The organism is Arthrobacter bambusae (assembly GCF_022606295.1).
GTDB lineage: Bacteria > Actinomycetota > Actinomycetes > Actinomycetales > Micrococcaceae > Arthrobacter > Arthrobacter bambusae_A.
Genome location: NZ_JAHHZS010000004.1, coordinates 177,926 through 204,629, shown reverse-complemented (window position 1 = coordinate 204,629; position 26,704 = coordinate 177,926). Strand labels below are relative to the sequence as shown.

Genomic DNA, 26,704 nt, shown 5'->3' with positions numbered 1-26,704 from the left:
ATACTCCCAGGTAGTCCACAGTGTGAATGTTAACTTGAGGCCCTGGCGCGCGGCCGCAGTCCGGCACGCAGGAGCTTCTGCCGAAGAAGGCCCGGCTCCTCCAAATCGGCCCAATTCCACCTGACTACGGTGACCCCCGATGCACGGATGCTCTCCTCACCCGGCTTCTCCTGTTGCCCGCCCTCGAATTCGCCCGCGATCAAGTGCTCCGGCCACCAGAACGCGGCCCGTGCAACGAACTGATCGGAATCGTCGGTGTGATGCTGGAGCGGCTGCTCAAAGCCAAGCAGCTCGATGACGGCCCTGCTGTACGACTCCCCCACTGAATCGGCGTTCGCGTTTGCCAAGCTCGCGATGCGGACTGCCCGGTGCTTGGTGGCATCAGCTACGATCCCGTCCAGTGCCAAGGCGATCTCAGGGTGCTCGATCAAGCAGGCATCCTGCCCGAGCGAACCCTGCTCCGCCAGCATGCGTGCGATTCCGTCAGCTACAACCAGCGCCCTGCTGAAGGACGAGGTACACATGACGTCCACGGCCGTCTGCACCGGACTGGTGCAGGAAAACCGGCCGGAAACCACTGCCTCAGCGTCGCGTCGAAGGACGTAACGCATGGGATGGTTGCCTGTGTTCCGCGCCTTTTCGGCGAGCACGCTCTTTCCGTGAACCACAAACGTTGCCGGCCGCCGTCCGGTGGTCCGCTCCGAGGAAGTGGCCAGATCGACGAACTCCGGGGGGCGCAGCGTCGGGACGCCGAGCACGACAGCTGCGGACTCACCGCAAAACACGGACTGCTCGAATGCCAGGCCCACCGCCGCCGCGGACCACTCGAACCTCTGGGCAGGCGTCGCTTCCACCCAGGTGGAGGTTTTCACGTAATACCCGCGCCTCAGCCGGACGAGGCGGCCTGCCCTGAATGGACGGTGAATCACGGCCGTGGAGCCGGTGAGAGCAAGCCGCTCGGCCGAGACAATGATCTCCGGAGGGATGTCCATGGAATTACTCTCCATGGATCGTCGCGCGGCGTCAGCCGTCCTTTATCCCTATGTGGACAACCCAGGCTGTGGAGGACCGGTCCGAGCCGGCATTCCGGGGGCCACGGAATGCAGGAGGCTACAGGACGGGGAGCACCTCGAGCCCTCCGATGTACTTCTGGAGTGCCTTGGGGACGTTCACGGAGCCATCCGGGTTCTGGTGGTGCTCCAGGATGGCCACGATCCAGCGGGTGGTGGCCAGGGTACCGTTCAGCGTGGCGACGGCGCGGGTGCCCTTCGCAACGCCGTCCTCATTGACCGCACGCTCACGGATGTTGAGGCGACGGGCCTGGAAGGTGGTGCAGTTGGACGTCGAGGTGAGCTCGCGGTACGCGTTCTGGGTGGGGACCCAGGCTTCGCAGTCGAACTTCCGGGCCGCGGACATGCCGAGATCGCCCGCGGCGGTGTCGATCACACGGTACGGGAGTTCCACCTTCGCAAGCATTTCCTCTTCCCAGGCCAGGAGGCGCTCATGCTCGGCAGCGGCTTCTTCAACCGTGGTGTAGATGAACATCTCCACTTTGTTGAACTGGTGGACGCGGATGATGCCGCGGGTGTCCTTGCCATGCGAACCGGCTTCGCGGCGGTAGCAGGAACTCTGCCCGGCGTAGCGGATGGGGCCTGCCGAAAGGTCCAGGATTTCGTCCGAGTGGTAGCCGGCGAGGGCCACCTCCGAGGTTCCTACAAGGTAAAGGTCGTCTTCGGCGAGACGGTAGATCTCGGCGTCGTGCTTTACATCGAAACCGGTGCCCTGCATGATCTCCGGACGCACCAACGTGGGGGTGATCATCGGTACGAAGCCGGCCTCGATGGCCTGGTCCATGGCCATCTGCAACAGTGCCATCTCCAGCCGGGCACCGACGCCGCGGAGGAAGTAGAAGCGCGAACCGGAGACCTTGGCGCCGCGTTCCATGTCAATCGCGCCGATGAGTTCGCCGATCTCAAGATGGTCCTTGGGTTCGAAGTCCGTAAATTCGCGCGGGGTGCCGACCGTCTTGACCACCACGAAGTCGTCCTCGCCACCCTCGGGCACGCCGTCCTCAATCAGGTTGGGGATGACGCGGAGCAGCTCTTCCTGCTTGGCCTGGGCGGCGTCGGCTTCGGCAGAGGCAGCCTTGACCGAGTTGGCCAGTTCCTTCACCTCGGCGAGCAGCGCTTGCTTTTCCTCGCCCTTGGCCTGTGCCACCTTCTTGCCGAAGACGTTCTGCTCCGCACGGAGGTTTTCGTAGCGGATCAGTGCCGCGCGGCGGTCTGCATCGGCGGAAATGATCGCGTCCACCACGGACTCGTCGGCGCCGCGGGCGCGCTGGCTGGCACGGAACTTGTCCGGGTTTTCGCTGAGGTCTTTTACGTCGATCACCAGACTAGAGTATCGAATCAGCGCGCAGCTCCGCCGCCAGCGTCCGACGGCGGCAGGCACCCCCTGCCGCCGCGCGCGGCCGCACCTTCCGCGGGATAGGGTTGAAGCACCATGAGCAACTGGATCCTGTACGTGATTCTGGCTGGGGGCGTGGTCTTTGCCGTCTCCAGTTGGTGGGGCGTGCGCCGGCTCAAGGCCCGGCATGCGCGCAGCGCCGTGCACGAAGCCGTGCACAAGCCCGAAGCCGGTTTGCAAAGGGTTGCCGTGATCCTCAACCCGGTGAAGACGAAAGCCGAGGATGCGCGGAGGATCATCCGGGACGCCTGCCATCTTGCGGGCTGGGACGAACCCCGCTTCTTCGACACCACCGCGGACGACCCCGGCCATTCGCAAGCCAAGGCGGCTCTGGCGTACAGGCCCGACGTCGTACTTGTCGGCGGCGGCGACGGTACCGTGCGCGTGGTGGCTGAGGCCCTCGCGCACACCAACGTGGCGATGGGCTTGATCCCCCTGGGCACCGGAAACCTGCTGGCACGCAACGTGAATCTGGATGTCAACGATCTGCGCGGCAACGTCCACACGGCGCTCTTCGGCCACCAGCGCTACATCGACACCGCCCGGATGGCGATCCACAACGAGCGGACAGGCGCCTCTTCCGAGCATGCGTTCCTGGTGATCGCCGGCATGGGGCTGGATGCCGAGGTTGTGGGCGACACCAACGACGGCCTCAAAAAAGCAGTCGGTTGGCTGGCCTACACCGAGGCGGGCGTCCGCCACCTGCCCGGACGGCGCAAAAGGGTCACCATTGCCATGGACGACGAGCCCGAGCAGTCACGGAAAATCCGAAGCGTCTTGTTCGCCAACTGCGGCCTGATCCCGGGGGGCATCGACTTCATCCCCGGCGCCATGATCGACGACGGTGTCCTGGACGTTGTGGTCATGAGCCCCCGCAGCGCCATCGGCTGGATCGCGGTGTATGCCAAGATCTTGTTCAAGCACAACCGGAACCTGCCGGTCATGAATTACTACCGTTCCGGCAAAGTGGTCATCAGCAGCAACGAACCGATGGCCACACAACTTGACGGCGATCCCTCGGGCGAGGCCACGCAAGTCACCGTCAAGGTGGAGCCGCGTTCCCTCCTCGTGCGCGTGCAATAACCGATGCCCGCGCAATAGGGCGACACGCTACTTGGCGTTCTTCGCCGCTTCCGTTGCTTTGTGTTCTGCCAAGGCTTTGGCAGCCGCGCGCGCTTCCGATTGCTCGCGAATCATGGCCTGTTCTTCTTCAAAGCGCAGCCGATCGGCCCGGTCGGCGTCGTCGCCGTCCCAGTCCTGGTTGTCCGCCTTGGGCTTGGGGTTGACGATCATTCCCTGGCCGCTGGTGTCATTGCTATTTGCCGACATGGCCCGCTCCCTCCGTTAGGGGCATGCGTCCATCAATTGTGGATCAAGCAAGCATACGCACAGTTTTATCCACGCGATAGGGGTTGAAGAGTCAATTATCCAACGCTTTGCGGGGGCGGATTCAGGCCGCTCAGGCGCCCGGTTCGCCACTCAGAATGCGACGAACCCAGGCATGTGCGGAGGCGAACGCGGCGTCGGAGGTATGCGGAGCCACCAAGGCTTTCTGTTCGTCCGCCCGCGCATAGGACCCCAGGAAGCGCGTGGCCGGGCTGATCCGGTGCAGACCTGCCAGGGCGTCGGCCACCCGGGCATCCGAGGCGTGGCCGTCGGCGTCGATGCTGAAGAAGTAATGGCCCAGGTACTGGCCGGTGGGCCGGGACTCGATGCGGCTGAGGTTGACCCCGCGGGTGGCAAACTGGTCAAGGATTTCCATCAGGGCGCCGGGGCGGTCTTCGGGCAAGGGCACGACGACGGTGGTCTTGTCCGCGCCCGTGCGTTCAGTCAATGCACCAGGACGGCTGACCAGGACGAAACGGGTCACCGCGCCAGGGTTGTCACCGATGTTCTCCGCAAGGATGTTCAGGCCCGGGCGTTCGGCCGCAACGAGGGGGGCGCAGATGGCGGCGTCATAGTGCGCATCGCCTTCGAGGAGCCCGACGGCGGCTGCCGCGGTGGAGGATCCCGGCACGTATTCCGCATTCGGGATATTTTCGTCGACCCACAGCCGGCACTGGGCCCAGGCATGGCCGTGCGTGGAGATCCGGCGGATATCGGAGATCTTCACTCCGGGGCGGGCAACCAGCACGAACGTGATGGGAACGAGGGCTTCACGGATGATCCTCAGCTCGGTCCCGGTGGCAATGGCATCCAGGGTGGCGGTCACGCCACCTTCCACCGAGTTCTCGATCGGCACCATGGCTGCGTCCGCTGCACCCTGGCGAACCCTCTCCAATGCCGTGTTCACATTGGTGCAAGGCACCCTGTTGGCGTCAGCCGCGCCGGGGACTTGCAGGAGCGCAGCCTCGGTGAAGGTACCTTCCGGACCGAGGAAGGTGTAGGTGAGCGCGGATGCCGACATGTATATATTCCTTAAGTGTTATGCGTTGTGGCTACAGGACGACAGGCTTGAGGCCGTTTTCCGAAACCATCGGGCGGCCGGTCTCAAACCACATGTCCATGCCTCCCGCGATGTTGGTGGCGGTGTAGCCCTGCCCCACCAGCCACTGAACCGCCCGGAAGGACCGTCCGCCCGTCCGGCAGATGACATAGAGGTCATCGTCCGGGTCAAGTTCGTCAAGGCGCCCCGGGATCTGGTCAAGCGGGATGTGAAGCGCGCCCTCGGCGTGGCCCGCCACCCATTCGTAATCCTCCCGGACATCCAGGATTTTCGCGCCAGCCGGAACATCGCCGACGGGCACGGTCTCGAAATCGCTCACGTGAGTTCCTTCCAGTTGATTCAGATCTCCAAATCAACACTAATACCGAAGCCCGTCGCCATCATCGCCGAGACTCGTGGGGCGCGGCAGGTTACGGTACTTCCTCACTGCGTCATCACGGCACTAGTGTTGTCGCTAAATGTTCGCCGTTGCGGCGACCCGGGAACGCTCGAAGCAAGGAGACGGCACCATGGCTGCTGGCGAGCCCACCATCCTGGCAACCTCCGGCGGCTATAAGTCCGGTCATCGCACCAGGATGGAGTTCGACCTCCTGGTTCACCACGCCGTCGAACTTTCCGGGGTGAGCGGACGCGCGCCGCGGGTGGCGCATCTTGGCACGGCGTCCGGAGACCAGCGCTGGTTCGCCGCGGAACTGGACCAGGCCGCCCGGGTTTCGGGCTTCGATTTCACCCACCTGAACCTCTTCACCATGCCCAATTACGGCGATCCCGAGTCGTACCTCCTGGAGCAGGACGTCGTGTGGGTCAATGGTGGTTCCGTGGTCAATCTTCTGGCTGTGTGGCGTGCCCACGGGCTGGACGGAATTCTGAGGCGCGTCTGGGAACAGGGCGTGGTGCTGGCCGGAGTGTCCGCGGGCTCGATTTGTTGGTTCCAGGGCGGCACAACCGACTCCTACGGCCCTGAATTGCGCGCCGTGACCAACGGACTTGGCTTCCTCCCCTACGCCAACGGTGTCCACTATGACTCCGAACCGGGCCGCCGCCCGCTGGTCCACCAGCTGGTGGCGGAGGGCGTCCTGGGGGAAACACACTGCACCGACGACGGCGTCGGGCTCGTTTACAGGGGCACGGAACTCGTGGACGTGGTTGCCGAAGTCAGGGGCAAGGCCGCCTATCGCGTCACCGCGGCACCCGGCGAAGCGCCCGACGGCGAGGCGGTTGCCGTTGAGGAGCGACTGGAGTCCCGCTTCCTTGGCTGACATCCACGAACTCGGCGCGGTCCAGCTGCGCCAGGCGCTGGCCACCGGTCAGCTCTCGGCCACTGAGGTTGCGGAACACTTCCTTGCGAGGATCGAACAGCAGAACCATACGCTGGGCGCGTTCGTCACGGTGACCGCGGATCAGGCCATGCTCGACGCCCGGGCCGCCGACGATGCGTATGTTCGCCAGCGCCGCGGGGGCCCCGGGCTCCCCCTTCTTCACGGGGTGCCGCTGGCCTTCAAAGACCTTGTCGATGTTGCGGGAGTCGTCACCACCCACGGCAGTGGAGCCCTGGACCGCAAGCCTGCTCCCGAAGACGGCGCCCTTGCCGCGGCACTCAAAGGCGCCGGCGCCATCTCACTGGGCAAGACCCAGGTTCCGGAATTCGGACTCACGGCTTACAGCGAAAACCGCATCGCACCGCCGTCGCGCAATCCACACGCATTGAGCCGCAGCTCAGGGGGCTCGTCGGGGGGCAGCGCCGCCGCGGTTGCGGCGGGTTTGGTCCCCTTTGCGCCCGGGAGCGACGGCGGCGGGTCCATACGTATTCCCGCTGCGGCATGCGGACTGTTGGGGTTGAAGCCGGGCCGGGGCCTGGTGCCGGCCGGCGAAAGCGTGGGGGACGCCGCACGCTTGGTGGTGGCCGGACCGCTGGCTCGTTCCGCCCCCGATGCCGCGCTGATGATGGATGCCCTGGTGCCAGACGGAATCCGGCCGAAAGGGGGCTACCTTGCTGGGCTTGAGGAGGCGCCGGCCCCCTTGCGCATCGGCACGAGCCTGGACACCCCCTGGTCCACCGCATTTCCCATTGCGCCGGAGCCGGAGGCCCTGAATGCCCTCGCCAAGGGCGTCGAACTACTGACGGGAGCGGGCCACTCGGTGCTAGACGCCGGGATCCGCTACGACAACCGTTACCCGGAAGCATTCACCACCGCCTGGACTGCCGGTGTCGGGAGCGCCCGTATCCTGCCGCATCGCGAAGCCCTGCTGACCCCGCTGACCCGGACCTTCCGGCGTCGGGCACAGCAACGTAGCGCCGCCAAGGTCAACGAAGCCCTCGGTTTCCTGCGGCAGTTCACCCACGACACGGTGGTCCAGTATGCCCAATGGGACATCGTTCTGACACCGTCACTGGCACAGACTCCACGGCCCGTCGGCTGGTTCACCGGCTCCACACCCGGAGGCGAGCAATGGCCGGCTCCCGACTGGCCGGGCGACGCGGACGACGACTACCGCAAGCAATGCGAGTTTGCGCCGTGGTCCTCCATGGTGAACGTGTGCGGCCTGCCGGCGGTCACGGTGCCCGTTCATTGGACCGGCCCAACCCCTGGAACGGGACTTCCGATGGGGATCCAGCTCATCGGGAAACCGGGCTCCGAGCTCCTGCTCCTGCGGCTCGCAAGGCAGCTTGAACTGCAGCAAAAATCGGCACCTATCGCCGGCGGATAGTTGCCTGAGGCATCTAAAAAATGTGACAAAGCGCTCAGTCAATGTCACCATGGATCAGATGAGCACAACTCTTGACACGCGGACGCCCGCCAAAAACACGGGCGATACGTCATTTTTCGGCCACCCAAAGATGCTGGCCAGCCTCTTCTCCGTAGAAATGTGGGAGCGTTTCTCTTTCTACGGTATGCAGGGCATCCTGCTTTACTACATGTACTTCACCGCGGACCATGGCGGACTCTCGATCGACAAATCGCTCGCCGCCGGCCTGGTTGGCGCGTACGGCGGAGGCGTATACCTCTCCACGATCCTGGGCGCCTGGTTGGCGGACCGGCTTTTCGGCTCCGAACGGGTACTTTTCGGTTCCGCCATCATGATCATGTCCGGCCACATCGCGCTTGCCCTCCTCCCCGGCATCCCGGGCCTGGTGGCAGGTCTGGTGCTGGTCGGCATCGGATCCGGTGGCCTCAAAGCCAACGCAACAGCGCTGGTGGGCACACTTTACGGCGAGAAGGACGAACGCCGTGACGCCGGCTTCTCCATCTTCTACATGGGTATCAACGCCGGCGCCCTCATTGGACCGCTCGTTACCGGCTGGCTGCAGGAAAGCAGCGGCTTCCACTGGGGCTTCGGCGCAGCCGCAGTCGGCATGGCGATCGGCCTGGTCATCTACGCGCTCGGCCGAAACAAGCTCCCGGAAGAAGCCCACCGCGTCCCGAACCCCCTCCCCTCCGCACAGCGGAGCCGTTACGGGCTCATCTTCTTCGGCATCGCCATCGTGATCGCCGTGCTGTTGATGACCGGCGTGGTGAACCCCGGCAACCTGGCCAAGAGCATGGCCTACGCCGCCATCATCGCCTCGGTGATCTATTTCACGCTGATCTTCCGAAGCAAGAAGGTCACGTCGTTCGAGCGCAAGCGTGTTGTCGCGTTCATCCCGCTCTACATCGCATCGGCAGCCTTCTGGGCCCTCTTCCAGCAGCAGTTCACATTCATTGCTGTCTACTCGGAGGAGAAACTGGACCGCAACCTCTTCGGCTGGGAAATGCCGGCAGCCTGGGTACAGTCCATCAACCCTGTATTCATCATCGTCTTTGCGGGCGTCATGGCTGCCCTCTGGACAAAACTCGGTCCGAAGCAGCCGGGATCCCCCATCAAGTTCGCTGCCGGACTCTTCGTCATGGGCCTGGCATTCCTGGCCTTCATCCCGTTGTCCGGCGCCGGGAAGACCCCGCTGCTCGCGCTCGTGGGAATCCTGTTCCTTTTCACTTTGGCGGAACTGTTCCTGTCCCCCATCGGCCTGTCCGTGAGCACCAAGCTGGCTCCCAAGGCCTTCCACACCCAGATGGTGGCCTTGTTCTTCCTCTCGGTGTCTCTCGGCACCGCGCTGGCCGGCATCCTCGCCGGGCTGTACAACCCTGACAACGAACTGCCGTACTTCCTGGGCGTCGGCGGCACGGCCGTGGTCATCGCGGTGGCCTTGGCTGCCGGCGCGCCTGCCATCAAGAAATTGATGGGCGGCGTCCGCTAGTCACTTAACAGTCATGTAATCGAACTAGACCGCGACGGCGGCCGGTGCGTTCGGTGGGTTTCCCGCCAAGCGCACCGGCCGCCGTCGTCGTTGCTAGTAGTTGTAGTTGTAGCGAGAGGCCGTGGCGGCAAAAATCGCGATAAAGACCCAGAAAATGATCGCGCCGACGATTCCCAGATACCCCATCACAAGGCCCGCGATAGCCATGCCTTTGCCGGCTGGTTCCTTCTTGAGGGCCATGTGGCCAAGAATCACGGCGGCAATCTGCGGCAGGACAAAGAAGCCAAAGCCCACGAAGACAGCGATCCCGCAGCACATGCTCGCTATACTCAGGCCCTTGGGCTCGGCGGCCATGCCATAGTAAGCGGGCTGGCCGTAGGGGCTGGCCGGCTGCCCATACGGTGACTGGCCCTGCGGTGCCTGTGCATAGGGCGAGGCAGGCTGTCCGTAGGGGCTGGCGGGCTGGTGTCCGTAGGCGGGCTGGCCGTATTGGGCCGGGCCGCCCTGCGCCTGGCCGTACGGTTCCTGGGACTGGTGCGGCCGCGGTTGCTGCGGCTGGCCGTAGGGGCCGGAAGCCGCCGGCGAGGCAAACGGCTGCTCGGCGTACGGGTTTTCGCCGGGTTGGGATGCGGGTGGAATGTAGGACGGCGGTTCGTAGCCCTTGGGCGGTTCGTCGCCCTTGGGAGCGTTCTCGGGTTTGGCTGGCTGGTCAGTCATGGAATATCCCCCTTGCGAGTCTTTGTGCCCAGCCTACCGCCGAGGGCAGGCGCACATAAGCTCCCGAGCCCCGGCTTCCCAACCCCATGCCGCACTCCGGTAAACGGGCAGTGAATCTTCGCCGGTCTGGCGGAAATACGAAGTCACAGGCACCGCAATAGCGGGTTTTCTCTTCAAGCACACCGGATGGTCTGGCATGCTGGGTCAATGGCTAGCCGTGCGGGCACTGTTGCCCTTCCCCAGGACCTTGTAGACATCACCGCTCTTCTCGACGCGTACTACGACGTGACGCCGGATCTGAGTGATCCCGCCCAGCGCGTTGCCTTCGGCACCTCGGGGCACCGGGGGTCGAGCCTGAAGGCCTCCTTTAATGAAGGCCATATCCTCGCCATCACCCAGGCGATTGTGGAATACCGCGCCGGGCAGGGCATCACCGGCCCTCTCTTCCTGGCCAAGGACACCCACGGGCTCAGTGAACCAGCGCAGAATTCCGCCCTCGAAGTGCTCGCCGCCAACGGCGTCAACGTACTGATCGACGCCCGCCACGGCTACACGCCCACGCCGGCCTTGAGCCATGCGATCCTGAAGTACAACAACGAAGCAGGGCCCGGGCAACCCCAGGCCGACGGCATCGTCGTCACTCCGAGCCACAACCCTCCGGCCGACGGCGGATTCAAGTACAACCCCCCGCACGGCGGCCCCGCCGACACGGACGCCACAGGCTGGATCGCCAACCGCGCCAACGAGCTCCTGGAAAACGGGTTGCGCGGCGTCAAGCGGATTCCGTTGAACGACGCGCTCAAGGCCGACGGCACGGGCAAGTTCGATTTCCTGAGCAGCTACGTGGACGACCTCCCGTCCGTCCTGGACCTCGATGCGATCCGCACGGCGGGCGTCCGCATCGGCGCGGATCCCATGGGCGGCGCCTCCGTGGACTACTGGGGTGAAATCGGGGAGCGTCACCAGCTTGACCTGACCGTGGTCAACCCCACCGTGGACCCGCAGTGGGCATTCATGACCCTCGACTGGGACGAGAAGATCCGCATGGACTGCTCCTCCCCGTCGGCCATGGCCTCGCTCATCAAGCGCATGTCGGACAGTGCTTCGGCCGGTACGGGCACCTTCGACGTCGCGACCGGGAACGACGCCGACGCCGACCGCCACGGCATCGTGACGCCGGACGGCGGCTTGATGAACCCGAACCACTATCTCGCCGTCGCGATCGACTACCTGTACCGCAACCGCACAGGCTGGAACCCGGAGTCAGTGGTCGGCAAGACCCTGGTTTCCTCCTCCATCATTGACCGCGTGGCTGCTGGACTGGGCCGCAAGCTCGTGGAAGTTCCCGTGGGCTTCAAGTGGTTCGTTCCCGGCCTGCTTTCCGGCGAGGGTGCCTTCGGCGGCGAAGAATCCGCGGGCGCCTCCTTCAACAAGCGTGACGGAAGCGTCTGGACCACCGACAAGGACGGCATCCTGTTGGCGCTCCTGGCATCGGAGATCACGGCAGTCACCGGCAAGTCGCCGTCGCAGCTGTACAAAGGCCTCACGGACAAGTTCGGCGCACCCGTCTATGCCCGGATCGACGCCGCCGCCACGCGTGAGCAGAAGGCCAAGCTCGGCAAGCTCTCCGCCGCGGATGTCACAGCCACCACGCTGGCGGGCGAGGACATCACCGCCAAGCTGACCGAGGCTCCCGGCAACGGCGCCTCGATCGGCGGCCTCAAGGTTGTCACGGAGAACGCCTGGTTCGCGGCGCGGCCGTCGGGCACCGAGGACGTCTACAAGATCTACGCCGAGTCCTTCAAGGGTGCCGACCACCTCAAGCAGGTCCAGGAAGAAGCCAAGGCCCTTGTGGACGGCGTGATTTCCTAGCCCTCGCTAGTTTGGCTCCGCCGGGAGGCGCCACAGCTTGAGGATTCGGCGAATGGTGTGGTTGCCTTCCGGCGCCATGTCCACCAGCGCGATCTGGTCGAGCACGACGGCGTCACCCGGCTGGGGACGCTTTCCGTCGTGATGCGAAATATGCGGGCGGTAGTTCTCCATGACGTAGCGCGGGGTGGCTGCGCGCCCCCCGACGCTTGCCACGGCGTCGAACAACTCCTCGTGGAGGCCCTGCAAAAGGGGATGGTGCTCCACGAGGCTGACCGGAATGGAGCCTTGGTGACCGAATCGGGCATCGGGTCCCACGGTGAGTTCCGCCCCTAGGGCGCCCATCGCGGGAGCGGTGACAAGCTCGCTGAGGCGGGCAGCGACGTCGTTATCCTCGGAAGGCTCGACGTCGAACCTCAAGAGGGTGATGTGCAGCGGCCAGTCACTGCGCGGGAAGACCATGCCGTCAGCCACGGCTTCGACGAACGCCACCAGAATCAGGTTCCGCATAGGGAAATTTTGCCACCGCTCCCACCCTCCCAATCACAGACGTGAGCGAGCGTCGGCGGAAAAGGCGCCAAAGGTGAGCGAGCGTTAACCAAGGAAAACCCCCGCTCACGTATCTGGCCCTAAACACCGACGCCCGCTCACATATACCGCCTTAAGCGCGAACGCTCGCTCACCAGAGTGAGCGAGCGTCGGCGAAAAGGACGTCAAAAGTGAGCGGGGGTTAGACGGTGCGGACGACGTCCTCGTAGGCGAACTTCGGCTTGGCTTCGCCGAAGGCGTCGGGACCCGGCTGGCCGATGTTGACCACGAGGAAGCTCTTCTGGTCACCGGCAGGGAAGAACTCGGCGTCGATCGCAGCGAAGTCGGCACCGGTCATGGGGCCGGCGGCGAAACCGAGGGAGCGGACAGCGAGGATGAAATAGCCGGCCTGCAGGTGGGCGTTGTTGTTGCCCGTGATTGCGGTGAACTCGGGGTTGGCGTCGTACATGGCCTTCGGGGCGGAGTAGACGGGCAGGAACTTGTCCCACTGCTCGTGCCAGGCGGTGTCATACGAGAGGACCGCGACCAACGGAGCAGAGGCGGTCTTGGCCTTGTTGCCCGGAGAGAGGGTCTCGACGAGCTTGGCGCGGGCCTCGTCCGAACGGACGTAGGTGACGCGGAGCGGCTGGGAGTTGAACGCCGTCGGACCGAACTTGGTCAGTTCGTAGATGGCCTGTGCTTGCTCCTCGGAAACCTCGCCTGCAAAGGAGTTGGCGGTGCGGGCTTCGGCAAAGATGGCGTCGACTGCTGCGGCGTCAATCACTGCTTCTTCGTGGGCGATCGTCATGCGCGTACCTTTCGCTGTGCCCGCAGCCATCGACGGCCGGGCGCTTATGCTTTCCATCGTTGCAACTTCAACTTCCCCCCGCCTCTTCCCCAGAAGCCACGTGACGTTCCACACAGCGGAATCGGCAGGCCGTCCGGGCGGTAAGGTTGCACCCGGACAATCACAACTTTCAGGGAAGGCTCCCGTAGATGAGCATGCTCGGAACCAAATGGAAGCTGCACGGCGACGGCAAGTCGATCCGGCCGGGCCACGTGGTGGCACCCGAGGAACGGCTTGCGTGGCCGCTGACCATCGGCGTCGGCATGCAGCACGTCGTCGCGATGTTCGGGGCCACCTTCCTGGTGCCTATCATCACGGGCATGCCGCCGGCCACCACGCTACTGTTTTCCGGCATCGGCACACTGTTGTTCCTGGTCATCACCAAGGGCCGCGTACCGAGCTACCTTGGTTCGAGCTTCGCTTTCATCGCCCCCATCCTGGCGTCGCAGCAGCAGTTCGGCGTTCCCGGCGCGCTCGGCGGAGTGGTGCTCGCCGGCGTCGTACTGGCTCTTGTCGGCGCGGTGGTCCAGAAGTTCGGCGCTGAGTGGATCAACCGGACCATGCCGCCTATCGTTACTGGCGCAATCGTCGCCCTGATCGGCCTGAACTTGGCGCCCGCCGCGAAGGCGAACTTCGACAAGGCCCCCGTCACTGCCCTCGTGACACTGGTGACAATCATCCTGGTGAGCGTCCTGTTCCGCGGCATTCTGGGCCGCCTGAGCATCCTGGTGGGCGTGGTGGTGGGCTACCTCACCGCCATCACGCGCGGCGAAGTGGACTACTCCAAGATGGACGCGGCGTCGTGGATCGGGCTGCCGCACTTCCAGACTCCGGAGTTCCACCTCGGCGTCGTGGGCTTGTTCGTGCCGGTTGTCCTGGTGCTGGTGGCCGAAAACGTGGGGCACGTGAAGTCCGTGGCCGCGATGACCGGACGGAACCTCGACGACGTCTCAGGCCGCGCGTTGATGGCCGACGGCGTCGCGACGGTCCTCGCCGGATTCGGCGGCGGCTCCGGCACCACCACCTACGCCGAAAACATCGGCGTCATGGCGGCCACGAAGGTCTACTCGACGGCGGCCTACTGGGTTGCCGGCGCCTTCGCCATCCTCCTGAGTTTCTCGCCCAAGTTCGGCGAACTCATTGCCACCGTTCCTGCCGGCGTGCTGGGCGGAGCGGCGACCATGCTCTACGGGATGATCGGCGTCCTCGGCGTGAAAATCTGGGTGCAGAACAAGGTCAACTTCTCCAACCCCATCAACCTGACCACGGCCGCCGTCGCACTGATTATCGGGATCGCGGACTACACGTGGACCATCGGCGAACTGAAGTTCACGGGCATCGCCCTGGGCTCGGCCGCTGCCTTGGCGGTCTACCACGGCATGAAGGGCCTGGCCCGTTGGCGCGGGACGGTTGCCGAGCCGGAGATGGAGCACTAACCTCTCTGGTTGTGCACAGGTCGCGTCCCCCAAGCGCGCTTTAGGGGACACGATCTGTACAGATTGCGTTGCCGGCTATGAGAGGCGCGTGCGAACAATCTCGCTGACCGCCCTGCCGTCGAAGCGGCCGGCGACCTTTTCGGTGACCGGCCTCATGACATAGCCCATGTGCATCAGGGACAGCTCCACGCCGTCGGCCTTGAGCGAGGCGATGACCTCGTCAACGATGGACTCGACGGCGGCTGCGCTCAAGGGTTCCGGCAGATAGGCCTCGATGACCTCGGCATCCGCGATCTCCGTGGCTGCGCGCTCGGGCTCTCCGGCCTCCTCGTACAGCCGGGCGACCTCGTGATACTGGGAAGCCTCCTTCTGCAACATGGCGGTGATCTGGGCGTCGTCCAGGTGGATCGGCGCCTGGCCGGCTTTCTCACGGGTGTCAATCTCGCTGAGGACGTTGCGTGTGGCGTTCAGGGCAATGCGATTGCCATCCTTCATATGGCTGACGACGTCTGCGTGCAGCCGCTCTTTCAAGGTGGACATGGTGTGCTCCTCGATTCGATGGTGCCGTGCTGGCCGGCTGCCAGCCCGGCAGGCGGTGCCGGCGGCCCGAGGGGTCGTCGCATCGTAGGTGCATGGCAGCAGTCAGAGCCACGCTTTGTTCCTTAATTATCTGCCCGGTAACGCCGAGCAGCCCCGCTGAGCATGCGCCCTCTTGGCATCCAGGAATGGGCATATTCGCACTATGTCCATTCCTCGCATCCAGCAGGGGGCATGTCCCCAGCTGGATGCGAGTTAGGCGCCTTCCAGTACCTGGCTCGTGACCCACGCGAGGTACTTGGCTGCGTTGGCCACGGCGTCGGCGACGTCCGGCACCCCATCGCGACGCTGCGCGACGTCGAGCAGCTGCGCCGCGGCAACCACGCCGTGGCCCGCCAGCTCTTCGGGAGTCACCAAGATCCTGCCCGCTACCACAATCACCGGAATGCCCTGGCCGTGGGCTGAATCTGCCAATGCGATGGGGGCTTTGCCGGTCAGGGATTGAGAATCCATCGATCCCTCGCCGGTGATCACCAGGTCCGCGCCGCCGAGCTGTTCGGGAAGCCCCGTGAGGCCGGCCACGAGGGCGAACCCGCCTTCCAGGGTCGCCTGGGTGAAGGCCAGGAACGGCGCCGGGAATCCGCCTGCCGCTCCGGCGCCGGGAACGTTCACGTTCTGTCCCCCTGTTTCCCGCAGCAGGGACGCCCAATTGCGGAGGCCGGCGTCGAGCAGTTCCACCGCGTCTTCGTCCGCTCCCTTCTGAGGGCCGAAAACATGCGCAGCGCCGTCGCTGCCGAAGAGCGGGTTCTGGACGTCGACGGCGATCCGGAACCTCACCACGGTCAGGCGGGGATCCAGCCCGGAGACGTCGAGGGACACGACGTCGGCGAGCGAGCCACCGCCGAGCGGTACCACATTCCCCGCTGCATCCAGGGGCTTCAGTCCCAGCGCGCGCAGGGCACCGCTGCCGCCGTCGGACATGGCGGAACCACCCACGCCGAGCACAATCTCGGTGGCCCCGGCGTCGAGGGCCGCCGCGATGAGCTGACCGCAACCGTAGCTGTGGGCGCGCAGGGCGTTGGCCGGCGTCGGCTCCATGTGTGCCAGTCCGGATGCTTGCGCGGTTTCGATCACCGCGGTGGCTCCGCCGAAGGCATTCTTCCGGATGGCCCACGCGGCGCCTACCGGCTTGAGAATGGGGCCGACGACGGCGTTGATCCGCTCTTCGTAGCCTGCCGCCACGGCTGCCTCCAGTGTTCCTTCGCCACCGTCCGCAATGGGAAACTGTGTCACCACGGCATCGGGATAGACGCGCAATGCCCCTTCGGCCATCGCAGAGGCTGCTTCGGCGGCAGTGAGGGAACCTTTGAACTTGTCCGGGGCAATCAGGATGCGCATGCCCCCCATCCTGCCAGCGGGGCTAAGCTTTTCGCAGATCCGTGTGCGGAGATGTCGAAAACAGCCTGTGTCGTTCGTATAGGGGGTGAGACGCGGGCAAGGTGCCGGCGCCACATCCCAAGGAGGAACAGTCATGTCACGCTATCTGCTCAGCATCTACCAGCCCGACGGCCCCGCTCCGGAACCCGAAGTCCTCAACAAAATCATGGCCGATCTTGACGTCCTGAACCAGGAAATGCGCGACGCCGGCGCCTGGGTTTTCACGGGTGGCCTGCACCCCGCCAGCACCTCCACAGTGGTGCGCGTGAACGACGGCGAAATACTCACGACGGACGGCCCCTTCGCCGAGGCCAAGGAACACGTGGGCGGCCTGTGGGTGATCGAAGCCCCGGACCTGGACGTGGCACTTGGCTGGGGACGCAAAGCGGCGCAAGCCACCACGCTGCCTATCGAGGTCCGGCCCTTCGCGGGCTACCGGGAATAGCTTCCCCATGGTCCATATTTCGGAGATCGGACAAATATTCCGCGAAGAGTATGGACGCTCCGTGGCCGTCCTGGTTCGCGTTTTGGGCAGCATCGACGCCGCCGAAGACGCGGTCCAGGACGCATTCACCGAGGCCGTCACCCGCTGGCCGGATACCGGGCTGCCGCCAAGCCCGGCGGGCTGGATCATCACCACCGCACGCAACCGAGCGATCGACCGGCTCCGCCGCGAGGCCTCCGGCCGGGAGAAGCTCGCACAGGCCGCGATCCTGCACGGTGATATACACGTGGATGAACCCGAAGAGGTGGACACAGTGGAAGACGACCAGCTGAGGCTGATATTTACCTGCTGCCATCCGGCCCTCAACCGCGCCGCGCAGGTGGCCCTGACCCTCAAGCTCCTGGGCGGGCTCCGCACCGCCGAAATCGCCCACGCTTTCCTCGTCCCCGAGCCAACCATGGCCCAGCGACTCGTACGGGCGAAAGGCAAGATCCGCGATGCCCATATCCCTTACCGGGTACCGAGCGGGGCCGAGCTTCCTGAGCGCTTGAAATCCGTGCTGGCCGTGGTCTACTTGGTCTTCAACGAGGGCTACGCGGCGAGCTCGGGCACGGGGCTGGTGCGCGAAGAGCTCTGCCGCGAGGCCTTGCGCCTGGGCAGGCTCATCGTGGACCTCATGCCTGATGAACCGGAAGCCAAAGGGCTCCTCGCACTCATGCTCCTCCTCGATGCCCGCCGCGCCGCCCGGACAGCTTACGACGGCGGCCTGGTGCTCCTCGCGGACCAGGACCGCAGCCTCTGGGACGCGGACCACATTGCGGAGGGACAATCCCTGGTGCGGCAATGTCTGAAGAGGAACCAGCCCGGACCGTACCAATTGCAGGCAGCCATCAACGCGGTTCACAGCGATGCCGCACAGCCCGCGGACACCGATTGGGGCCAGATCCTGGCGCTGTACGGGCAACTCCTTGCGATGGAACCGACGCCGGTGGTTGCTTTGAACAGGGCCGTTGCCCTCGCGGAGGTGGAAGGCCCCGCCAAGGGGCTTGCCGCCGTCGACCTTCTGGAACTGGGCAATTACTACCTGTTCCATGCCGTGCGCGCGGATCTGCTCCGGCGCTTGGGTCGCGACGACGAAGCTGTCGCCGCCTACCGCGCCGCGCAGGAGCGCACCGACAACGACGCCGAGCGGGACTTCCTCGAGGGGCGGCTCCGGGCGCTCACCACCACTGGCCCCGGCCAAGCAGCACCGACTTCAGACGATCCGCGCGGTCGGTGACCAGGCCGTCCACGCCCATGTCCAACAGCCTGGCCATTTCGGCAGAATCGTTGACCGTCCAGACGTGGACCTGGAGCCCCAGCCGGTGCGCGCGCCGCAGGAAACCGGGCGTCACTACCGTCAGCGGTCCGTAGCGGACCGGCACCTGGAGGGCCTCGACGTCGTGCAGGATCTTCCGGAGCCAGCGCCCTGGAAGAAGCGGTCCCAGAAGCGTGAAGGCTGCATTACAGACGATGCCCGCCGAAGACGCCGTGCGGCGCCCGAGCAAGCGGAGGACCGCGCGACGACGTCGGTCGGAGAAGCTCGCGATCAGCACGCGGTCGTGGGCGTCGAGTTGGTCAATGACTCCGGCGAGTGCCTTGACGGTATGCCAGTCCTTGACGTCGACGTTCAGCCGCGCCTCGGGGAATTCCGTCAGGACCTCCGCCAAGAGGGGAATTGCTTCGCGGCCGCCGATGCGGGCTTTCGCGATGTCGGCAGCCCTGAGGCTGGAGATGGGGCCGTGGGCATCTGTGACCCGGTCGAGGGTGTCGTCGTGGAAAAGGAGCACCACGCCGTCGGCAGTGGTGCGGGCATCGGTTTCGAGATGCGTGAAGCCGAGCTCAAGCGCGGCCTTGAATGCCGCGGCGGAGTTCTCCAGTCCGTCGGGGGAAAATCCGCGGTGCGCGAAGGCAAGCGGAGCGGATTGTCCGTCCGGGCGACTGAAGAAAGGCAGGTTCAGGCTCACACGGGTAGCGTAACCCGGCCGTGCCGCCCGCGACGCCGTCAGGATTCCTGCGGGACGATCTCCACGCCGTCGCCGCAGTGAACCAGCGTGCGGCCGCGGCCGCCGTCGAGGTTTACCCAGACCACGCTGTGGTCGCTCGACACGGCGTCCACCTGGCCGGGGTTCTCAAACCCCGGTGCGAGCTTGACGCTCACGCGGTCCCCGCGGCGCAACTGCTTCCAATGTTCGGCCGGCACTGCACGGCGAACCGGGGCTTCGGGCCACCCCGTCGTCTTTCTCTTGGCCATCATGTCCCCTGTGATCGGCATCGAATACGGCACGAGCCTACGGGGGATAGTTGAACGGCAGTTGGACTGAATCTGTGTAAATGGGTGAGCGCTCCCAACTGACTGGCACTTGTTGTCGTTTAGAGGCCTGAAAACGACATTAAGTGCGAGTTAGTTGGGAGCGCCCGGCCGGAAAGTGGACCCTAGATGATGGCGGCGCGGAGTTGCTTCGCGGCCAGCGCGGGGTCGTCCGCACCGTAGATGGAACCGCCGACGACGGCGACATCCGCTCCGGCGCGCTGTACGGCTCCGATCGTGGACAGGTTCACGCCGCCGGCCACTGAGAACGGCACGCGAGCTTCCTCGCCCGCGCTCAGCAGGACATCCAGGTTGTAGCCCGGCTTTGCCTGCTCGTCGAGGCCGGCATGGAACTCGATGAACTTGGCACCGAGTGCCCGGGCTTCCTTGGCGCGGGACACTTTGTCCGCAACGCCGATCAGGTCCACCACGATGCCCTTGTTGTGGGCTTTTGCCGCCTTGACCGCACCGGCGATGGTGGAGTCATCGGCACCCCCAAGTACGGAAACCAGGTCTGCGCCGGCCTTGAAGGCGATGTCTGCTTCGAGTTCGCCGGCATCCATGGTCTTGAGGTCGGCGAACACGATCTTGTCCGGGTGGGCTTCCTTGATGGCGGTCACGGCCGAAAGACCTTCGCTTTTCACGAGCGGGGTGCCGAGTTCGATGATGTCAACATATTCGGCCACTTTGCCCGCGATTTCGAGGGCGGCTTCGGTGGTGAGGACGTCGATGGCGACTTGCAGCTTCATGGAGAGAATCACTTTCGTTGTTGGTTGGGTGGTGTTGGTGCGGTGGAAATCAAGGGCTATTCGAGGTTCGCGTGGCGGAGCCAGAGTTCCTCGGCCGGGGTCGCGTCGTTGTCCCACAGCAACTGGAAGACTGCTTCGGCAGCGAGGAAGAGCACCTGCTCGAACAGGCTGCCGGAGTACTGGCGCGACAGCGTGGAACCGTGGTCCGCCTTCTGCGCCGCCGGAATGATGACGACGACGTCGGCCAGTTCCGCGAGCGGTGACCTCGCGTTCGTCGTGTAGACGGCGATCCTGGCGCCGGCTTTGGAGGCCGTTTCGGCGGCGCGCACGACGCCGGAGGTCGTCCCTGAGCCCGAGGCAAGGAGCAGGAGATCGTCCGAGCGGATGGCCGGTGTGGTGGTATCTCCCGCGATGTGCACGTCGAATCCGAGATGCATCAGCCGCATCGCAGCCATCCGCAGGACAAGTCCGCTGCGGCCAGCTCCGGCAACAAAGATCCGGCCGGTTGCCGAGTTCCCCGCGGTCTGGACTTCCGCGGCCAGGCAGGAGAGCTGCCCAAGGTCCACTTCAGCGGTTGTTTCTGCGATCTCGCTTCCCACAAGGGCCACGCCCAGGCCGACGTCCAGGCTCAGGTCGGCGTCTGCGGTGGTGGTCATGCGTTACCTCCTGCTCGGGTGAATGCTGCGTTTCAATCAATCGTTCAGGATTAAACGGATAGGGGTAACGATGAGCTCGGGCAGTCATAGCTACTCGTTTGGGTAGTAGGCGCGGGAGCTGAGGCGCTAGGGTGGCGGGATGACTCCAAGTACGTGGACGCTCCTGGAAGCGGTTGCCGCACTCGCGAACTCCCCGTTGATGAACATCGCCGAGCGGCTTCGTGAAGCGTCGTTGCCGTACGTAGGCAGCAGCGCGCTAGTGATCTTCACCGAGGATTGCACCGGCCGGCCCCAGAAGAAGGCCGGGGCGGAACGTATCATCAGCCGCGTCTCCATTCCGGAGTTGGATCAATTGCGGGCCCGGGTCGCGGACGGCGAGGCCTGGCAAGGTGAAGCGACCATCGCCGGCAAGCAACGGCCGGTTCTTGCGCTGACGTCCGGGAGCAATGCGCTCCTGACCATCACCGAGCCTTCAATCCCCGAGGGATCTTTGGAGCGGGAGTCGGCGCTGCGGATGCTTGAGTACTTGTGGCAGCTCACGGCCCGGCGCATCCAGGAGAAGGTGGCGGACGCGCCGCCGTCGTACCTTTTGGAATCCCGCGCGGCGTCAGCCGAGCGGCTCCGCGTCACGGCCGAACTCGTGGACCGGTACTCCACCACCCTGGAGACACTTCTGGCCGCGCTGCGATCAAGCTCCCTCGACGATGCCACTGCCAGAAAGACCGTCACCGACCTGGCAGCCACCTCACTGGTCAATCTTCGGACACTCAGCGACCGGACAACAGACCTCGTGGAAGAGCCGGTGGCCAAGGCCTTCGAGCGGCTGCGGGAGGACTTGCGACCGCTCATGCACTTCAGTGGGCTCGACATCCAGTTCATCGAGCCACCAATCAACGGCCGCGCCTTGCCCGGCGAAGTGGCCCACGCCGCCCGGGCGATCGTGCGGGGTCTGGTGCTGGCCATCGTGGAGCAGCCCGCAGTCAGGCGTGTGCGGGTGCAGTGGGACTGCGATGGTGTAAACCTCCTGGTTAATGTGCGCGACGACGGCCTAGGCGAACTGACGGCGGATTCGCCCAACATTGCCCGGCTCAACAACCGGGTGGCGGCTCTGGACGGCCGGATGAACATCGAGGTCATGGCCGGCTGGGGAGCGGACGTGCAGGTGGTCCTGCCATTGGACCCTCCATCAGCCCCCGCGGGCGATATCGGTGGATGGGGCCTGGCGGAGCGCGAAATGGAAGTTCTTCAACTGTTGGCGGCCGGACAACGCAACCGGGCCATCTCCGCCAAACTGCACATCAGCGAAAACACAGTTAAATTCCATGTCAGGAATATCTTCAGGAAACTCGGAGTAGGTTCACGAACAGAAGCCATTGCCTTGGCGCACAGCCACGGGCTGCGGGCGCCGAACTAGTGGACCGGACCGGCGACCGGCGCGGCGGCCAGGGAACCCAGGGCTGACTAGACCCGCAGCGAAGCGAGCTTGGCCTCGAGGATCTGGGCCACGCCGTCGTCGTCGAAATGCGGGGCTTGCTGGCCCGCGGCGCTGATCGCCTCAGGGTGGCCGCTGGCCATCGCGTAACCGTTGCCCGCCCAGCGCAGCATCTCGACGTCGTTGGGCATGTCGCCGAAAGCCACCACATCCGCGGCGTCGATGCCCCTGGACGACGCATATGCAGCGAGAGTGACGGCCTTGTTGATGCCGGGTGCAGACATTTCCAGGAGGGCAGTCCGCGGCGCAGAGTGGGTGGTTTCCACGAGATGCGCGACGGCGGGCTGCACCTCTGCGAGGAAATCATCCGGGGTGCCGCTGCGCGTCACGGCAAGGAACTTCACGACGGCGTCGTCCGCGGTCAGCGTTTCGTCCAGCCACGCAGGGGTGAACTCGGCGAGGAGCTCGCTCGTTTCGTTCTCGATGAATCCGGCCTCGAGGTGGAATCCGGTGAGTGTTTCGGCCGCGAACAGTGCGTCGGGGCGGAGCTGCTTGATGATCCGGCGGGCCTCGAGCACGGATTCGATGCTCAAGGCGTTGGCCGAAATCAGCTTTTCCGCCTCAAGGTCCCACACCACGGCGCCGTTGGAGCAAATAACGATGCCGCTGTGGCCGATCTGTTCGCGGAGGGGGTAGAGCCAGCGCGGCGGACGCCCGGTCACGAACACCACCTCGATGCCCGCGTCACGGCAGGCATGGAATGCACGTATGGTGCGGCTGCTGATCTTGCCGTCATGTCCAAGGATGGTGCCGTCAATGTCACTTGCTACGAGCCGCATTATGTCAGTCTACGTGGGGGGCCGCCGTCGAACCCGACCCAAATCTAGTGCCGCTCGAAGTGGCCCGTGATGACGGCCCGGCCCAGGGTGTGTGCGGCCAGCGTGCGGACGAGCGCTTCCGTGGAGGCTCCGGCGTCGAGAGCCAGTTCTTCGACGTCGACCGCGTGCACGGCCACGATGTACCGGTGCGGGCCATGCCCAGGCGGTGGCGCGGCACCCAGGTAACCATGGAACCCGGCGTCGTTCTTCAGCTGTAGCGCACCGCCCGGCAAGTGCGAACCGCCCTCAACGCCGGCGCCTGCAGGCAAGGAGTCGGTACTGACCGGGATGTTGATGACGGCCCAGTGCCAGTAACCGCCGGCCCTCGGGGCATCCGGATCGAAGACGGTGACGACGTAACCCTTGGTGCCCTCGGGGGCTCCGCTCCAGCTCAACTGCGGGGACTCGTCCTTGCCGCCCGTCACACCGAATCGCTTGCTGGTCTGGGCGCTGCCGAGTGCCTCACCGTCCCTCAGCGAACCGCTGGTGAGGTTGAAGGATGGGACGCGGGGAAGGTCGGCGTAACTCATGGCTGCCTTTCGATGCTTGGTTCGGCCTCCGGGACGCCCGAGGCGTTGAGCTCGGCCCTGGTCGGCGGATTCGCGCCCGGCCGGGAGACTGTGATTGCCGCGGCGCGCGCTGCATGGTTGAGGATCCCGTCGAGCACTTCGGCTGGCATGGCGTGCAGCTCTTCCCGGTTTTGGGCCCCGGCCAGCCCGCGGTCAACGATGCCCGAGAGGAGCGCGGCCATGAAGGAATCGCCCGCACCGACGGTATCCGCCACCTCCACCTTCGGGGCGTCCACGTGGGCCTCCCCCGCCGCCGTAACGCCCCAGGGTCCAGCCGCGCCTCGCGTGACCACCACGACGGCGGGTCCGCCGCTGCCGCCCAGGTTCAACCAGCGCCGGGCCGATTCCAAGACGTCGACGCCGGGATAGAGCCACTCAAGGTCCTCGTCGGATGCCTTGACCACGTCGGCAAGCGCCACGAAACGCTCCACCTGGGCCCGCGCATAGTCGCGATCCTTGATGATGCTGGGCCTGCAGTTGGGATCGAAGCTGATGGTCGCGTTCGGATGGGCATGCTCGACGGCGGCAAGGACTTCCGCTGCTCCCGGCTCCAACATGGTGGCAATCGAGCCCGTGTGCAGGAGCGACGTCCCCTGGAGCATGAAAGGCAAGCGCGCGGCGAGGCCGGGAAGCTCCCAGGCGAGGTCGAACGTGTAGCTGGCAGCGCCGTCGTCGTCGATCAATGCGGTGGCTACGCTCGTGGGACTCTCGTCCGGCGGAAGCGGAACCATGACGGAACTGGAGCGCAGATGGGCCGCGATCGAGTCGCCGTAGGCGTCCTTGCCGAAGCGGCCGATGAACTGGACTGCATGGTCCAGCCTGGCCAGGCCCACGGCAACGTTGAGCGGACTTCCGCCCACGTGGGCGTCGATTCCCGAGGAACGCTGGACGACATCAACCAGCGCTTCACCTATGACTGTCAGCATGGGACAACTCTGCCATGTTGATGTGGTGTGCGTCTCCCGATGACAGCCGGTGACTTTCCCGTAAAACCGTCACACCAGCAGGCGCTGCACCAACTCCCGGCACTTCTTGTACGCAACCGCCCTGGGGTCGATCAGGTCGAAATGGTCGCCAGGCACCTTGAGGAACTGGGCCGCGCCCCCGGAAGCAGTGGCCGCGGCAACATAAGCCTCGGACTGGCTGCACGGGACGTCCTCGTCCGCGGCGGCGTGGACGGCAAAGACCGGGACGGCGATGGGGAGCGAGCTCATGGGGTCCGCGTAGATATGCCGTTTGGGGAATCTGACCGAGTCCCCACCCATCAGGTTGTCGACGGCGCCGTTGCTGAGGTTGAGCCGCTCGGCATCCGCCAGGTTCAGCAGGCCAGACTGGCTCACGACGCCGGTAAGCTGCACTGCCGCGCCATTGTCATGCCGATGGAGCTGCCGGTCGGCGTCTGCCGCGCCGATCTTGGAAAGCTTGTCGCGCCCGGCGGCCCAGACGGCCAGATGGCCGCCCGCGGAGTGTCCCAGCGCCACTACTTTGCTCAGGTTGAGCTCATGCTTGCCGGCGATCTCGCCCAGGTGGTCAATTCCGTCGAGGACATCTTCGAACGTATGCGGCCAGCCGCCGCCGTTTCCTGCCCTCCGGTATTCAAGGTTCCAGGCCGCAATTCCGTGCGCAGCGAGGTCCCGCGCAATCGGCTCGCCGAGTTCCGCGCCGTACTGGGAGCGCCAGTAGCCTCCGTGGATCACCACCACCACGCCGTCGGGTCTGCTGCGGTGTGATTGGAGCGAATTGTCTGGTACGAACAGCTCGCCCCATTGGCTGGAGTGCTGGCCGTAGTAGTACTTGTGCCGCTTCATCGTGTCCTCCTTTGTGCCGAGCCTATCGCGGAGGAGCGACGCGGAGCGGGAGCAATGGCCTGAGGATCAACGCAGAGCCCCTGTTCCCCCATTCCCAGTACGATGTTGCCTGCTTCCAGGTGTCGCAGCGATAAGCCCTGAGGGTCCGGCTCCCCTGCACTGTCAGCCCTCCGCCGTAAGCTGGAGGCATGGCTAGCAATTGGGACAGCTTGGATCCACAGCTGCGCGAATCAGTACAAGCGAATGTGGAACTCTACGAACGCGTTCGGCCTGCCCTGAAACTCGTCACCCGGGACGTCCTGTTGACCTTGCGGGACATGCTCAAGAACAGCGAGTCCGTTCCGCTCTTCGTCACCGGACGCACCAAGACGGTGGAATCTTTCCGGGAGAAGATTTCCCGTACCGAGGTGCCCCTGGATGGCGGCCCGCGGGTGCTGAAGTTCCCGGACCCGTTCCGGACACTGAACGACATGGTGGGGCTGCGCGTCATCACCAAGCTTCCGGCCGAGAACGCCGCCGTTGCCAACTTGATCAAGCGCCAGCGCCAGCTTTTCGATTGCCGCGGCGACCTTGAGAAGGACATCGGTTCGATCGAGTCCGGTACCTACGGCTACTCGAGCCGGCACCTTATCCTCCGCACCATCCAGAACGAGTCCGTGAAGGCCTACCAGCAGGTCTTCAATCCGGACATCCCGCCAAATGGCAGCTACTTCTTCGAATGCCAGATCCGTACCGTTTTCGCGCACGCCTGGAGCGAAATCGAACACGACATCCGCTTCAAGGCCGAGGATCCGCGCGCTTGGACGCCGCATTTCGACCGGCAGTTCACCGCCACCGCCGCAATGCTGGAAACGGTGGAGAGCGCCTTCGCCGACCTCCACGAACGCTACGAGGAAGTCCGCGGCTACTGGGATCTCGATGGCGAAGGTTCCATGCCGCTCACGCCCAACCGGGTGCGGGACGTCTGGCGAACGCTGCTTCCGCACGTTGACCGTAAAGTTGATGACGACTGGGGTTGGGCTGCGGAGCTCCTTGCGGCCCACGGACTGAACAAGACCGTGGAACTCGCCGGACTCCTCAGCGCCAACCGGATCACCGAGGTCCGCAAAGCCCTGGACCACCGTTACTCCCCCGGACCGGACCGCCTCCTGGATGACCTCCTGCTGTGGCAGTACGGCACTGAACACATCGACCTCACCGCTGAGGCGCCCGACGTCGTCCCCCACCCCCGGCGGGACAGCCTCCAGCGGCGTCTCAAGCAGATTGAGCGGTACCGCCTGACCAACAGCTAAGGACC

General features: G+C 65.0%; 28 protein-coding genes. 10 read left to right on the top strand and 18 right to left on the bottom strand.

Annotated features, from left to right (window positions below):
- Positions 1–29: 29 nt before the first annotated feature.
- Positions 30–992, bottom strand: a complete 963-nt coding sequence (locus tag KNN17_RS04630; protein ID WP_241707686.1) for a hypothetical protein — start codon at positions 990–992, stop codon at positions 30–32.
- Between the two features lie 118 nt (positions 993–1,110).
- Positions 1,111–2,391, bottom strand: a complete 1,281-nt coding sequence (gene serS, locus KNN17_RS04625) for a serine--tRNA ligase (RefSeq protein WP_241707685.1) — start codon at positions 2,389–2,391, stop codon at positions 1,111–1,113.
- Positions 2,392–2,502: 111 nt separating this feature from the next.
- Here serS and KNN17_RS04620 point away from each other — a divergent pair, with 111 nt between their 5' ends.
- Positions 2,503–3,549, top strand: coding sequence for a diacylglycerol/lipid kinase family protein (locus tag KNN17_RS04620; protein WP_241707684.1), 1,047 nt, complete (start codon positions 2,503–2,505; stop codon positions 3,547–3,549).
- A gap of 27 nt (positions 3,550–3,576) precedes the next feature.
- Here the strand turns inward: KNN17_RS04620 and KNN17_RS04615 are convergent, their stop codons facing one another.
- From KNN17_RS04615 to KNN17_RS04605, 3 genes are all read right to left on the bottom strand, one after another.
- On the bottom strand, positions 3,577–3,795 hold the full coding sequence (locus KNN17_RS04615) for a hypothetical protein (RefSeq protein ID WP_241707683.1): 219 nt from the start codon (positions 3,793–3,795) through the stop codon (positions 3,577–3,579).
- A gap of 130 nt (positions 3,796–3,925) precedes the next feature.
- Entirely contained in the window at positions 3,926–4,873 is a 948-nt protein-coding gene (gene pheA, locus KNN17_RS04610; RefSeq protein WP_241707682.1) for a prephenate dehydratase, read from the bottom strand.
- Positions 4,874–4,904: 31 nt separating this feature from the next.
- A complete protein-coding gene (locus KNN17_RS04605) occupies positions 4,905–5,231 on the bottom strand; it encodes a rhodanese-like domain-containing protein (RefSeq protein ID WP_078107004.1) in 327 nt (108 codons plus the stop codon).
- 190 nt (positions 5,232–5,421) lie between these two features.
- Here KNN17_RS04605 and KNN17_RS04600 point away from each other — a divergent pair, with 190 nt between their 5' ends.
- The 3 genes from KNN17_RS04600 to KNN17_RS04590 are packed head-to-tail and all read left to right on the top strand — an operon-like array spanning position 5,422 to position 9,149.
- A complete protein-coding gene (locus KNN17_RS04600) occupies positions 5,422–6,171 on the top strand; it encodes a peptidase E (RefSeq protein ID WP_241707681.1) in 750 nt (249 codons plus the stop codon).
- A complete protein-coding gene (locus tag KNN17_RS04595; protein ID WP_241707680.1) occupies positions 6,164–7,621 on the top strand; it encodes an amidase in 1,458 nt (485 codons plus the stop codon). The genes KNN17_RS04600 and KNN17_RS04595 overlap by 8 nt, the downstream gene beginning before the upstream one ends.
- Positions 7,622–7,670: 49 nt before the next feature.
- On the top strand, positions 7,671–9,149 hold the full coding sequence (locus KNN17_RS04590; RefSeq protein ID WP_241707679.1) for a peptide MFS transporter: 1,479 nt from the start codon (positions 7,671–7,673) through the stop codon (positions 9,147–9,149).
- A 93-nt stretch (positions 9,150–9,242) separates the two neighbouring features.
- Here KNN17_RS04590 and KNN17_RS04585 read toward each other — a convergent pair whose 3' ends face one another.
- Positions 9,243–9,866 (bottom strand): DUF4190 domain-containing protein, encoded by a 624-nt coding sequence (locus KNN17_RS04585; protein ID WP_241707678.1) that lies wholly within the window; start codon positions 9,864–9,866, stop codon positions 9,243–9,245.
- A gap of 207 nt (positions 9,867–10,073) precedes the next feature.
- Here KNN17_RS04585 and pgm point away from each other — a divergent pair, with 207 nt between their 5' ends.
- Positions 10,074–11,738 (top strand): phosphoglucomutase (alpha-D-glucose-1,6-bisphosphate-dependent), encoded by a 1,665-nt coding sequence (gene pgm / locus KNN17_RS04580; protein ID WP_078107009.1) that lies wholly within the window; start codon positions 10,074–10,076, stop codon positions 11,736–11,738.
- Between the two features lie 6 nt (positions 11,739–11,744).
- Here the strand turns inward: pgm and KNN17_RS04575 are convergent, their stop codons facing one another.
- Together KNN17_RS04575 and KNN17_RS04570 are read right to left on the bottom strand one after the other, a co-directional pair.
- Positions 11,745–12,245 carry a 2'-5' RNA ligase family protein gene (locus KNN17_RS04575; protein WP_241707677.1) on the bottom strand — a complete coding sequence of 167 codons (501 nt, stop codon included), beginning with the start codon at positions 12,243–12,245 and terminating at the stop codon, positions 11,745–11,747.
- A 220-nt stretch (positions 12,246–12,465) separates the two neighbouring features.
- Complete coding sequence (locus KNN17_RS04570) at positions 12,466–13,071, bottom strand: malonic semialdehyde reductase (RefSeq protein WP_241707676.1); 606 nt, start codon at positions 13,069–13,071, stop codon at positions 12,466–12,468.
- 188 nt (positions 13,072–13,259) lie between these two features.
- Between KNN17_RS04570 and KNN17_RS04565 the strand changes: the two genes are divergently transcribed.
- Positions 13,260–14,546 (top strand): uracil-xanthine permease family protein, encoded by a 1,287-nt coding sequence (locus tag KNN17_RS04565; RefSeq protein WP_241707675.1) that lies wholly within the window; start codon positions 13,260–13,262, stop codon positions 14,544–14,546.
- Positions 14,547–14,621: 75 nt separating this feature from the next.
- On the opposite strand, the gene KNN17_RS04560 is transcribed toward KNN17_RS04565, so the two are convergent.
- Both KNN17_RS04560 and KNN17_RS04555 read right to left on the bottom strand, forming a co-directional pair.
- A complete protein-coding gene (locus KNN17_RS04560) occupies positions 14,622–15,086 on the bottom strand; it encodes a GatB/YqeY domain-containing protein (protein WP_241707674.1) in 465 nt (154 codons plus the stop codon).
- Between the two features lie 252 nt (positions 15,087–15,338).
- Positions 15,339–16,481 carry a glycerate kinase gene (locus KNN17_RS04555; protein ID WP_241707673.1) on the bottom strand — a complete coding sequence of 381 codons (1,143 nt, stop codon included), beginning with the start codon at positions 16,479–16,481 and terminating at the stop codon, positions 15,339–15,341.
- A 133-nt stretch (positions 16,482–16,614) separates the two neighbouring features.
- On the opposite strand from KNN17_RS04555, the gene KNN17_RS04550 reads away from it, so the two are divergent.
- Positions 16,615–16,965, top strand: coding sequence for a YciI family protein (locus KNN17_RS04550; RefSeq protein ID WP_078107014.1), 351 nt, complete (start codon positions 16,615–16,617; stop codon positions 16,963–16,965).
- A 7-nt stretch (positions 16,966–16,972) separates the two neighbouring features.
- Positions 16,973–18,244 carry an RNA polymerase sigma factor gene (locus KNN17_RS04545; protein ID WP_241707672.1) on the top strand — a complete coding sequence of 424 codons (1,272 nt, stop codon included), beginning with the start codon at positions 16,973–16,975 and terminating at the stop codon, positions 18,242–18,244.
- Here KNN17_RS04545 and KNN17_RS04540 read toward each other — a convergent pair.
- The 4 genes from KNN17_RS04540 to hxlB form a co-directional block, all read right to left on the bottom strand.
- Positions 18,186–18,965: a glycerophosphodiester phosphodiesterase family protein gene (locus KNN17_RS04540; RefSeq protein WP_241707712.1), complete on the bottom strand. Its 780-nt coding sequence runs from the start codon at positions 18,963–18,965 to the stop codon at positions 18,186–18,188. The genes KNN17_RS04545 and KNN17_RS04540 overlap by 59 nt on opposite strands.
- A 44-nt stretch (positions 18,966–19,009) precedes the next feature.
- Complete coding sequence (locus KNN17_RS04535) at positions 19,010–19,258, bottom strand: hypothetical protein (protein ID WP_078107057.1); 249 nt, start codon at positions 19,256–19,258, stop codon at positions 19,010–19,012.
- Between the two features lie 182 nt (positions 19,259–19,440).
- Positions 19,441–20,064, bottom strand: a complete 624-nt coding sequence (gene hxlA / locus KNN17_RS04530) for a 3-hexulose-6-phosphate synthase (RefSeq protein WP_078107016.1) — start codon at positions 20,062–20,064, stop codon at positions 19,441–19,443.
- A 56-nt stretch (positions 20,065–20,120) separates the two neighbouring features.
- On the bottom strand, positions 20,121–20,720 hold the full coding sequence (gene hxlB, locus KNN17_RS04525) for a 6-phospho-3-hexuloisomerase (protein WP_241707670.1): 600 nt from the start codon (positions 20,718–20,720) through the stop codon (positions 20,121–20,123).
- A gap of 139 nt (positions 20,721–20,859) precedes the next feature.
- On the opposite strand from hxlB, the gene KNN17_RS04520 reads away from it, so the two are divergent.
- Positions 20,860–22,134: a helix-turn-helix transcriptional regulator gene (locus tag KNN17_RS04520; protein WP_241707669.1), complete on the top strand. Its 1,275-nt coding sequence runs from the start codon at positions 20,860–20,862 to the stop codon at positions 22,132–22,134.
- Between the two features lie 47 nt (positions 22,135–22,181).
- On the opposite strand, the gene KNN17_RS04515 is transcribed toward KNN17_RS04520, so the two are convergent.
- The 4 genes from KNN17_RS04515 to KNN17_RS04500 all read right to left on the bottom strand — a co-directional run bounded on the left by KNN17_RS04515 (position 22,182) and on the right by KNN17_RS04500 (position 25,407).
- On the bottom strand, positions 22,182–22,991 hold the full coding sequence (locus KNN17_RS04515) for an HAD family hydrolase (RefSeq protein WP_241707668.1): 810 nt from the start codon (positions 22,989–22,991) through the stop codon (positions 22,182–22,184).
- A gap of 44 nt (positions 22,992–23,035) precedes the next feature.
- Positions 23,036–23,560 (bottom strand): YbhB/YbcL family Raf kinase inhibitor-like protein, encoded by a 525-nt coding sequence (locus tag KNN17_RS04510; RefSeq protein WP_241707667.1) that lies wholly within the window; start codon positions 23,558–23,560, stop codon positions 23,036–23,038.
- Positions 23,557–24,525 (bottom strand): carbohydrate kinase family protein, encoded by a 969-nt coding sequence (locus KNN17_RS04505; RefSeq protein ID WP_241707666.1) that lies wholly within the window; start codon positions 24,523–24,525, stop codon positions 23,557–23,559. The genes KNN17_RS04510 and KNN17_RS04505 overlap by 4 nt, the downstream gene beginning before the upstream one ends.
- 69 nt (positions 24,526–24,594) lie before the next feature.
- The gene (locus tag KNN17_RS04500) at positions 24,595–25,407 is read right to left on the bottom strand and encodes an alpha/beta hydrolase (RefSeq protein WP_078107022.1); all 813 of its coding nucleotides are present in this window, start codon (positions 25,405–25,407) and stop codon (positions 24,595–24,597) included.
- A gap of 188 nt (positions 25,408–25,595) precedes the next feature.
- On the opposite strand from KNN17_RS04500, the gene KNN17_RS04495 reads away from it, so the two are divergent.
- Positions 25,596–26,699 carry a GTP pyrophosphokinase gene (locus KNN17_RS04495; protein WP_241707665.1) on the top strand — a complete coding sequence of 368 codons (1,104 nt, stop codon included), beginning with the start codon at positions 25,596–25,598 and terminating at the stop codon, positions 26,697–26,699.
- Positions 26,700–26,704 lie beyond the last annotated feature (5 nt).

Bases quoted from the DNA above. Each gene is read 5' to 3' on its own strand.
- KNN17_RS04615 (WP_241707683.1), bottom strand. From the start codon at position 3,795: ATGTCGGCAAATAGCAATGACACCAGCGGCCAGGGAATGATCGTCAAC.
- KNN17_RS04585 (WP_241707678.1), bottom strand. From the start codon at position 9,866: ATGACTGACCAGCCAGCCAAACCCGAGAACGCTCCCAAGGGCGACGAA.
- KNN17_RS04495 (WP_241707665.1), top strand. From the start codon at position 25,596: ATGGCTAGCAATTGGGACAGCTTGGATCCACAGCTGCGCGAATCAGTA.
- KNN17_RS04600 (WP_241707681.1), top strand. From the start codon at position 5,422: ATGGCTGCTGGCGAGCCCACCATCCTGGCAACCTCCGGCGGCTATAAG.
- KNN17_RS04575 (WP_241707677.1), bottom strand. From the start codon at position 12,245: ATGCGGAACCTGATTCTGGTGGCGTTCGTCGAAGCCGTGGCTGACGGC.
- KNN17_RS04590 (WP_241707679.1), top strand. From the start codon at position 7,671: ATGGATCAGATGAGCACAACTCTTGACACGCGGACGCCCGCCAAAAAC.
- hxlB (WP_241707670.1), bottom strand. From the start codon at position 20,720: ATGACCACCACCGCAGACGCCGACCTGAGCCTGGACGTCGGCCTGGGC.
- pheA (WP_241707682.1), bottom strand. From the start codon at position 4,873: ATGTCGGCATCCGCGCTCACCTACACCTTCCTCGGTCCGGAAGGTACC.
- KNN17_RS04520 (WP_241707669.1), top strand. From the start codon at position 20,860: ATGACTCCAAGTACGTGGACGCTCCTGGAAGCGGTTGCCGCACTCGCG.
- KNN17_RS04550 (WP_078107014.1), top strand. From the start codon at position 16,615: ATGTCACGCTATCTGCTCAGCATCTACCAGCCCGACGGCCCCGCTCCG.
- KNN17_RS04545 (WP_241707672.1), top strand. From the start codon at position 16,973: ATGGTCCATATTTCGGAGATCGGACAAATATTCCGCGAAGAGTATGGA.
- KNN17_RS04505 (WP_241707666.1), bottom strand. From the start codon at position 24,525: ATGCTGACAGTCATAGGTGAAGCGCTGGTTGATGTCGTCCAGCGTTCC.
- KNN17_RS04535 (WP_078107057.1), bottom strand. From the start codon at position 19,258: ATGGCCAAGAGAAAGACGACGGGGTGGCCCGAAGCCCCGGTTCGCCGT.
- KNN17_RS04500 (WP_078107022.1), bottom strand. From the start codon at position 25,407: ATGAAGCGGCACAAGTACTACTACGGCCAGCACTCCAGCCAATGGGGC.
- KNN17_RS04620 (WP_241707684.1), top strand. From the start codon at position 2,503: ATGAGCAACTGGATCCTGTACGTGATTCTGGCTGGGGGCGTGGTCTTT.
- KNN17_RS04510 (WP_241707667.1), bottom strand. From the start codon at position 23,560: ATGAGTTACGCCGACCTTCCCCGCGTCCCATCCTTCAACCTCACCAGC.
- KNN17_RS04565 (WP_241707675.1), top strand. From the start codon at position 13,260: ATGAGCATGCTCGGAACCAAATGGAAGCTGCACGGCGACGGCAAGTCG.
- KNN17_RS04515 (WP_241707668.1), bottom strand. From the start codon at position 22,991: ATGCGGCTCGTAGCAAGTGACATTGACGGCACCATCCTTGGACATGAC.
- KNN17_RS04630 (WP_241707686.1), bottom strand. From the start codon at position 992: ATGGACATCCCTCCGGAGATCATTGTCTCGGCCGAGCGGCTTGCTCTC.
- KNN17_RS04570 (WP_241707676.1), bottom strand. From the start codon at position 13,071: ATGACGATCGCCCACGAAGAAGCAGTGATTGACGCCGCAGCAGTCGAC.
- KNN17_RS04560 (WP_241707674.1), bottom strand. From the start codon at position 15,086: ATGTCCACCTTGAAAGAGCGGCTGCACGCAGACGTCGTCAGCCATATG.
- pgm (WP_078107009.1), top strand. From the start codon at position 10,074: ATGGCTAGCCGTGCGGGCACTGTTGCCCTTCCCCAGGACCTTGTAGAC.
- hxlA (WP_078107016.1), bottom strand. From the start codon at position 20,064: ATGAAGCTGCAAGTCGCCATCGACGTCCTCACCACCGAAGCCGCCCTC.
- KNN17_RS04555 (WP_241707673.1), bottom strand. From the start codon at position 16,481: ATGCGCATCCTGATTGCCCCGGACAAGTTCAAAGGTTCCCTCACTGCC.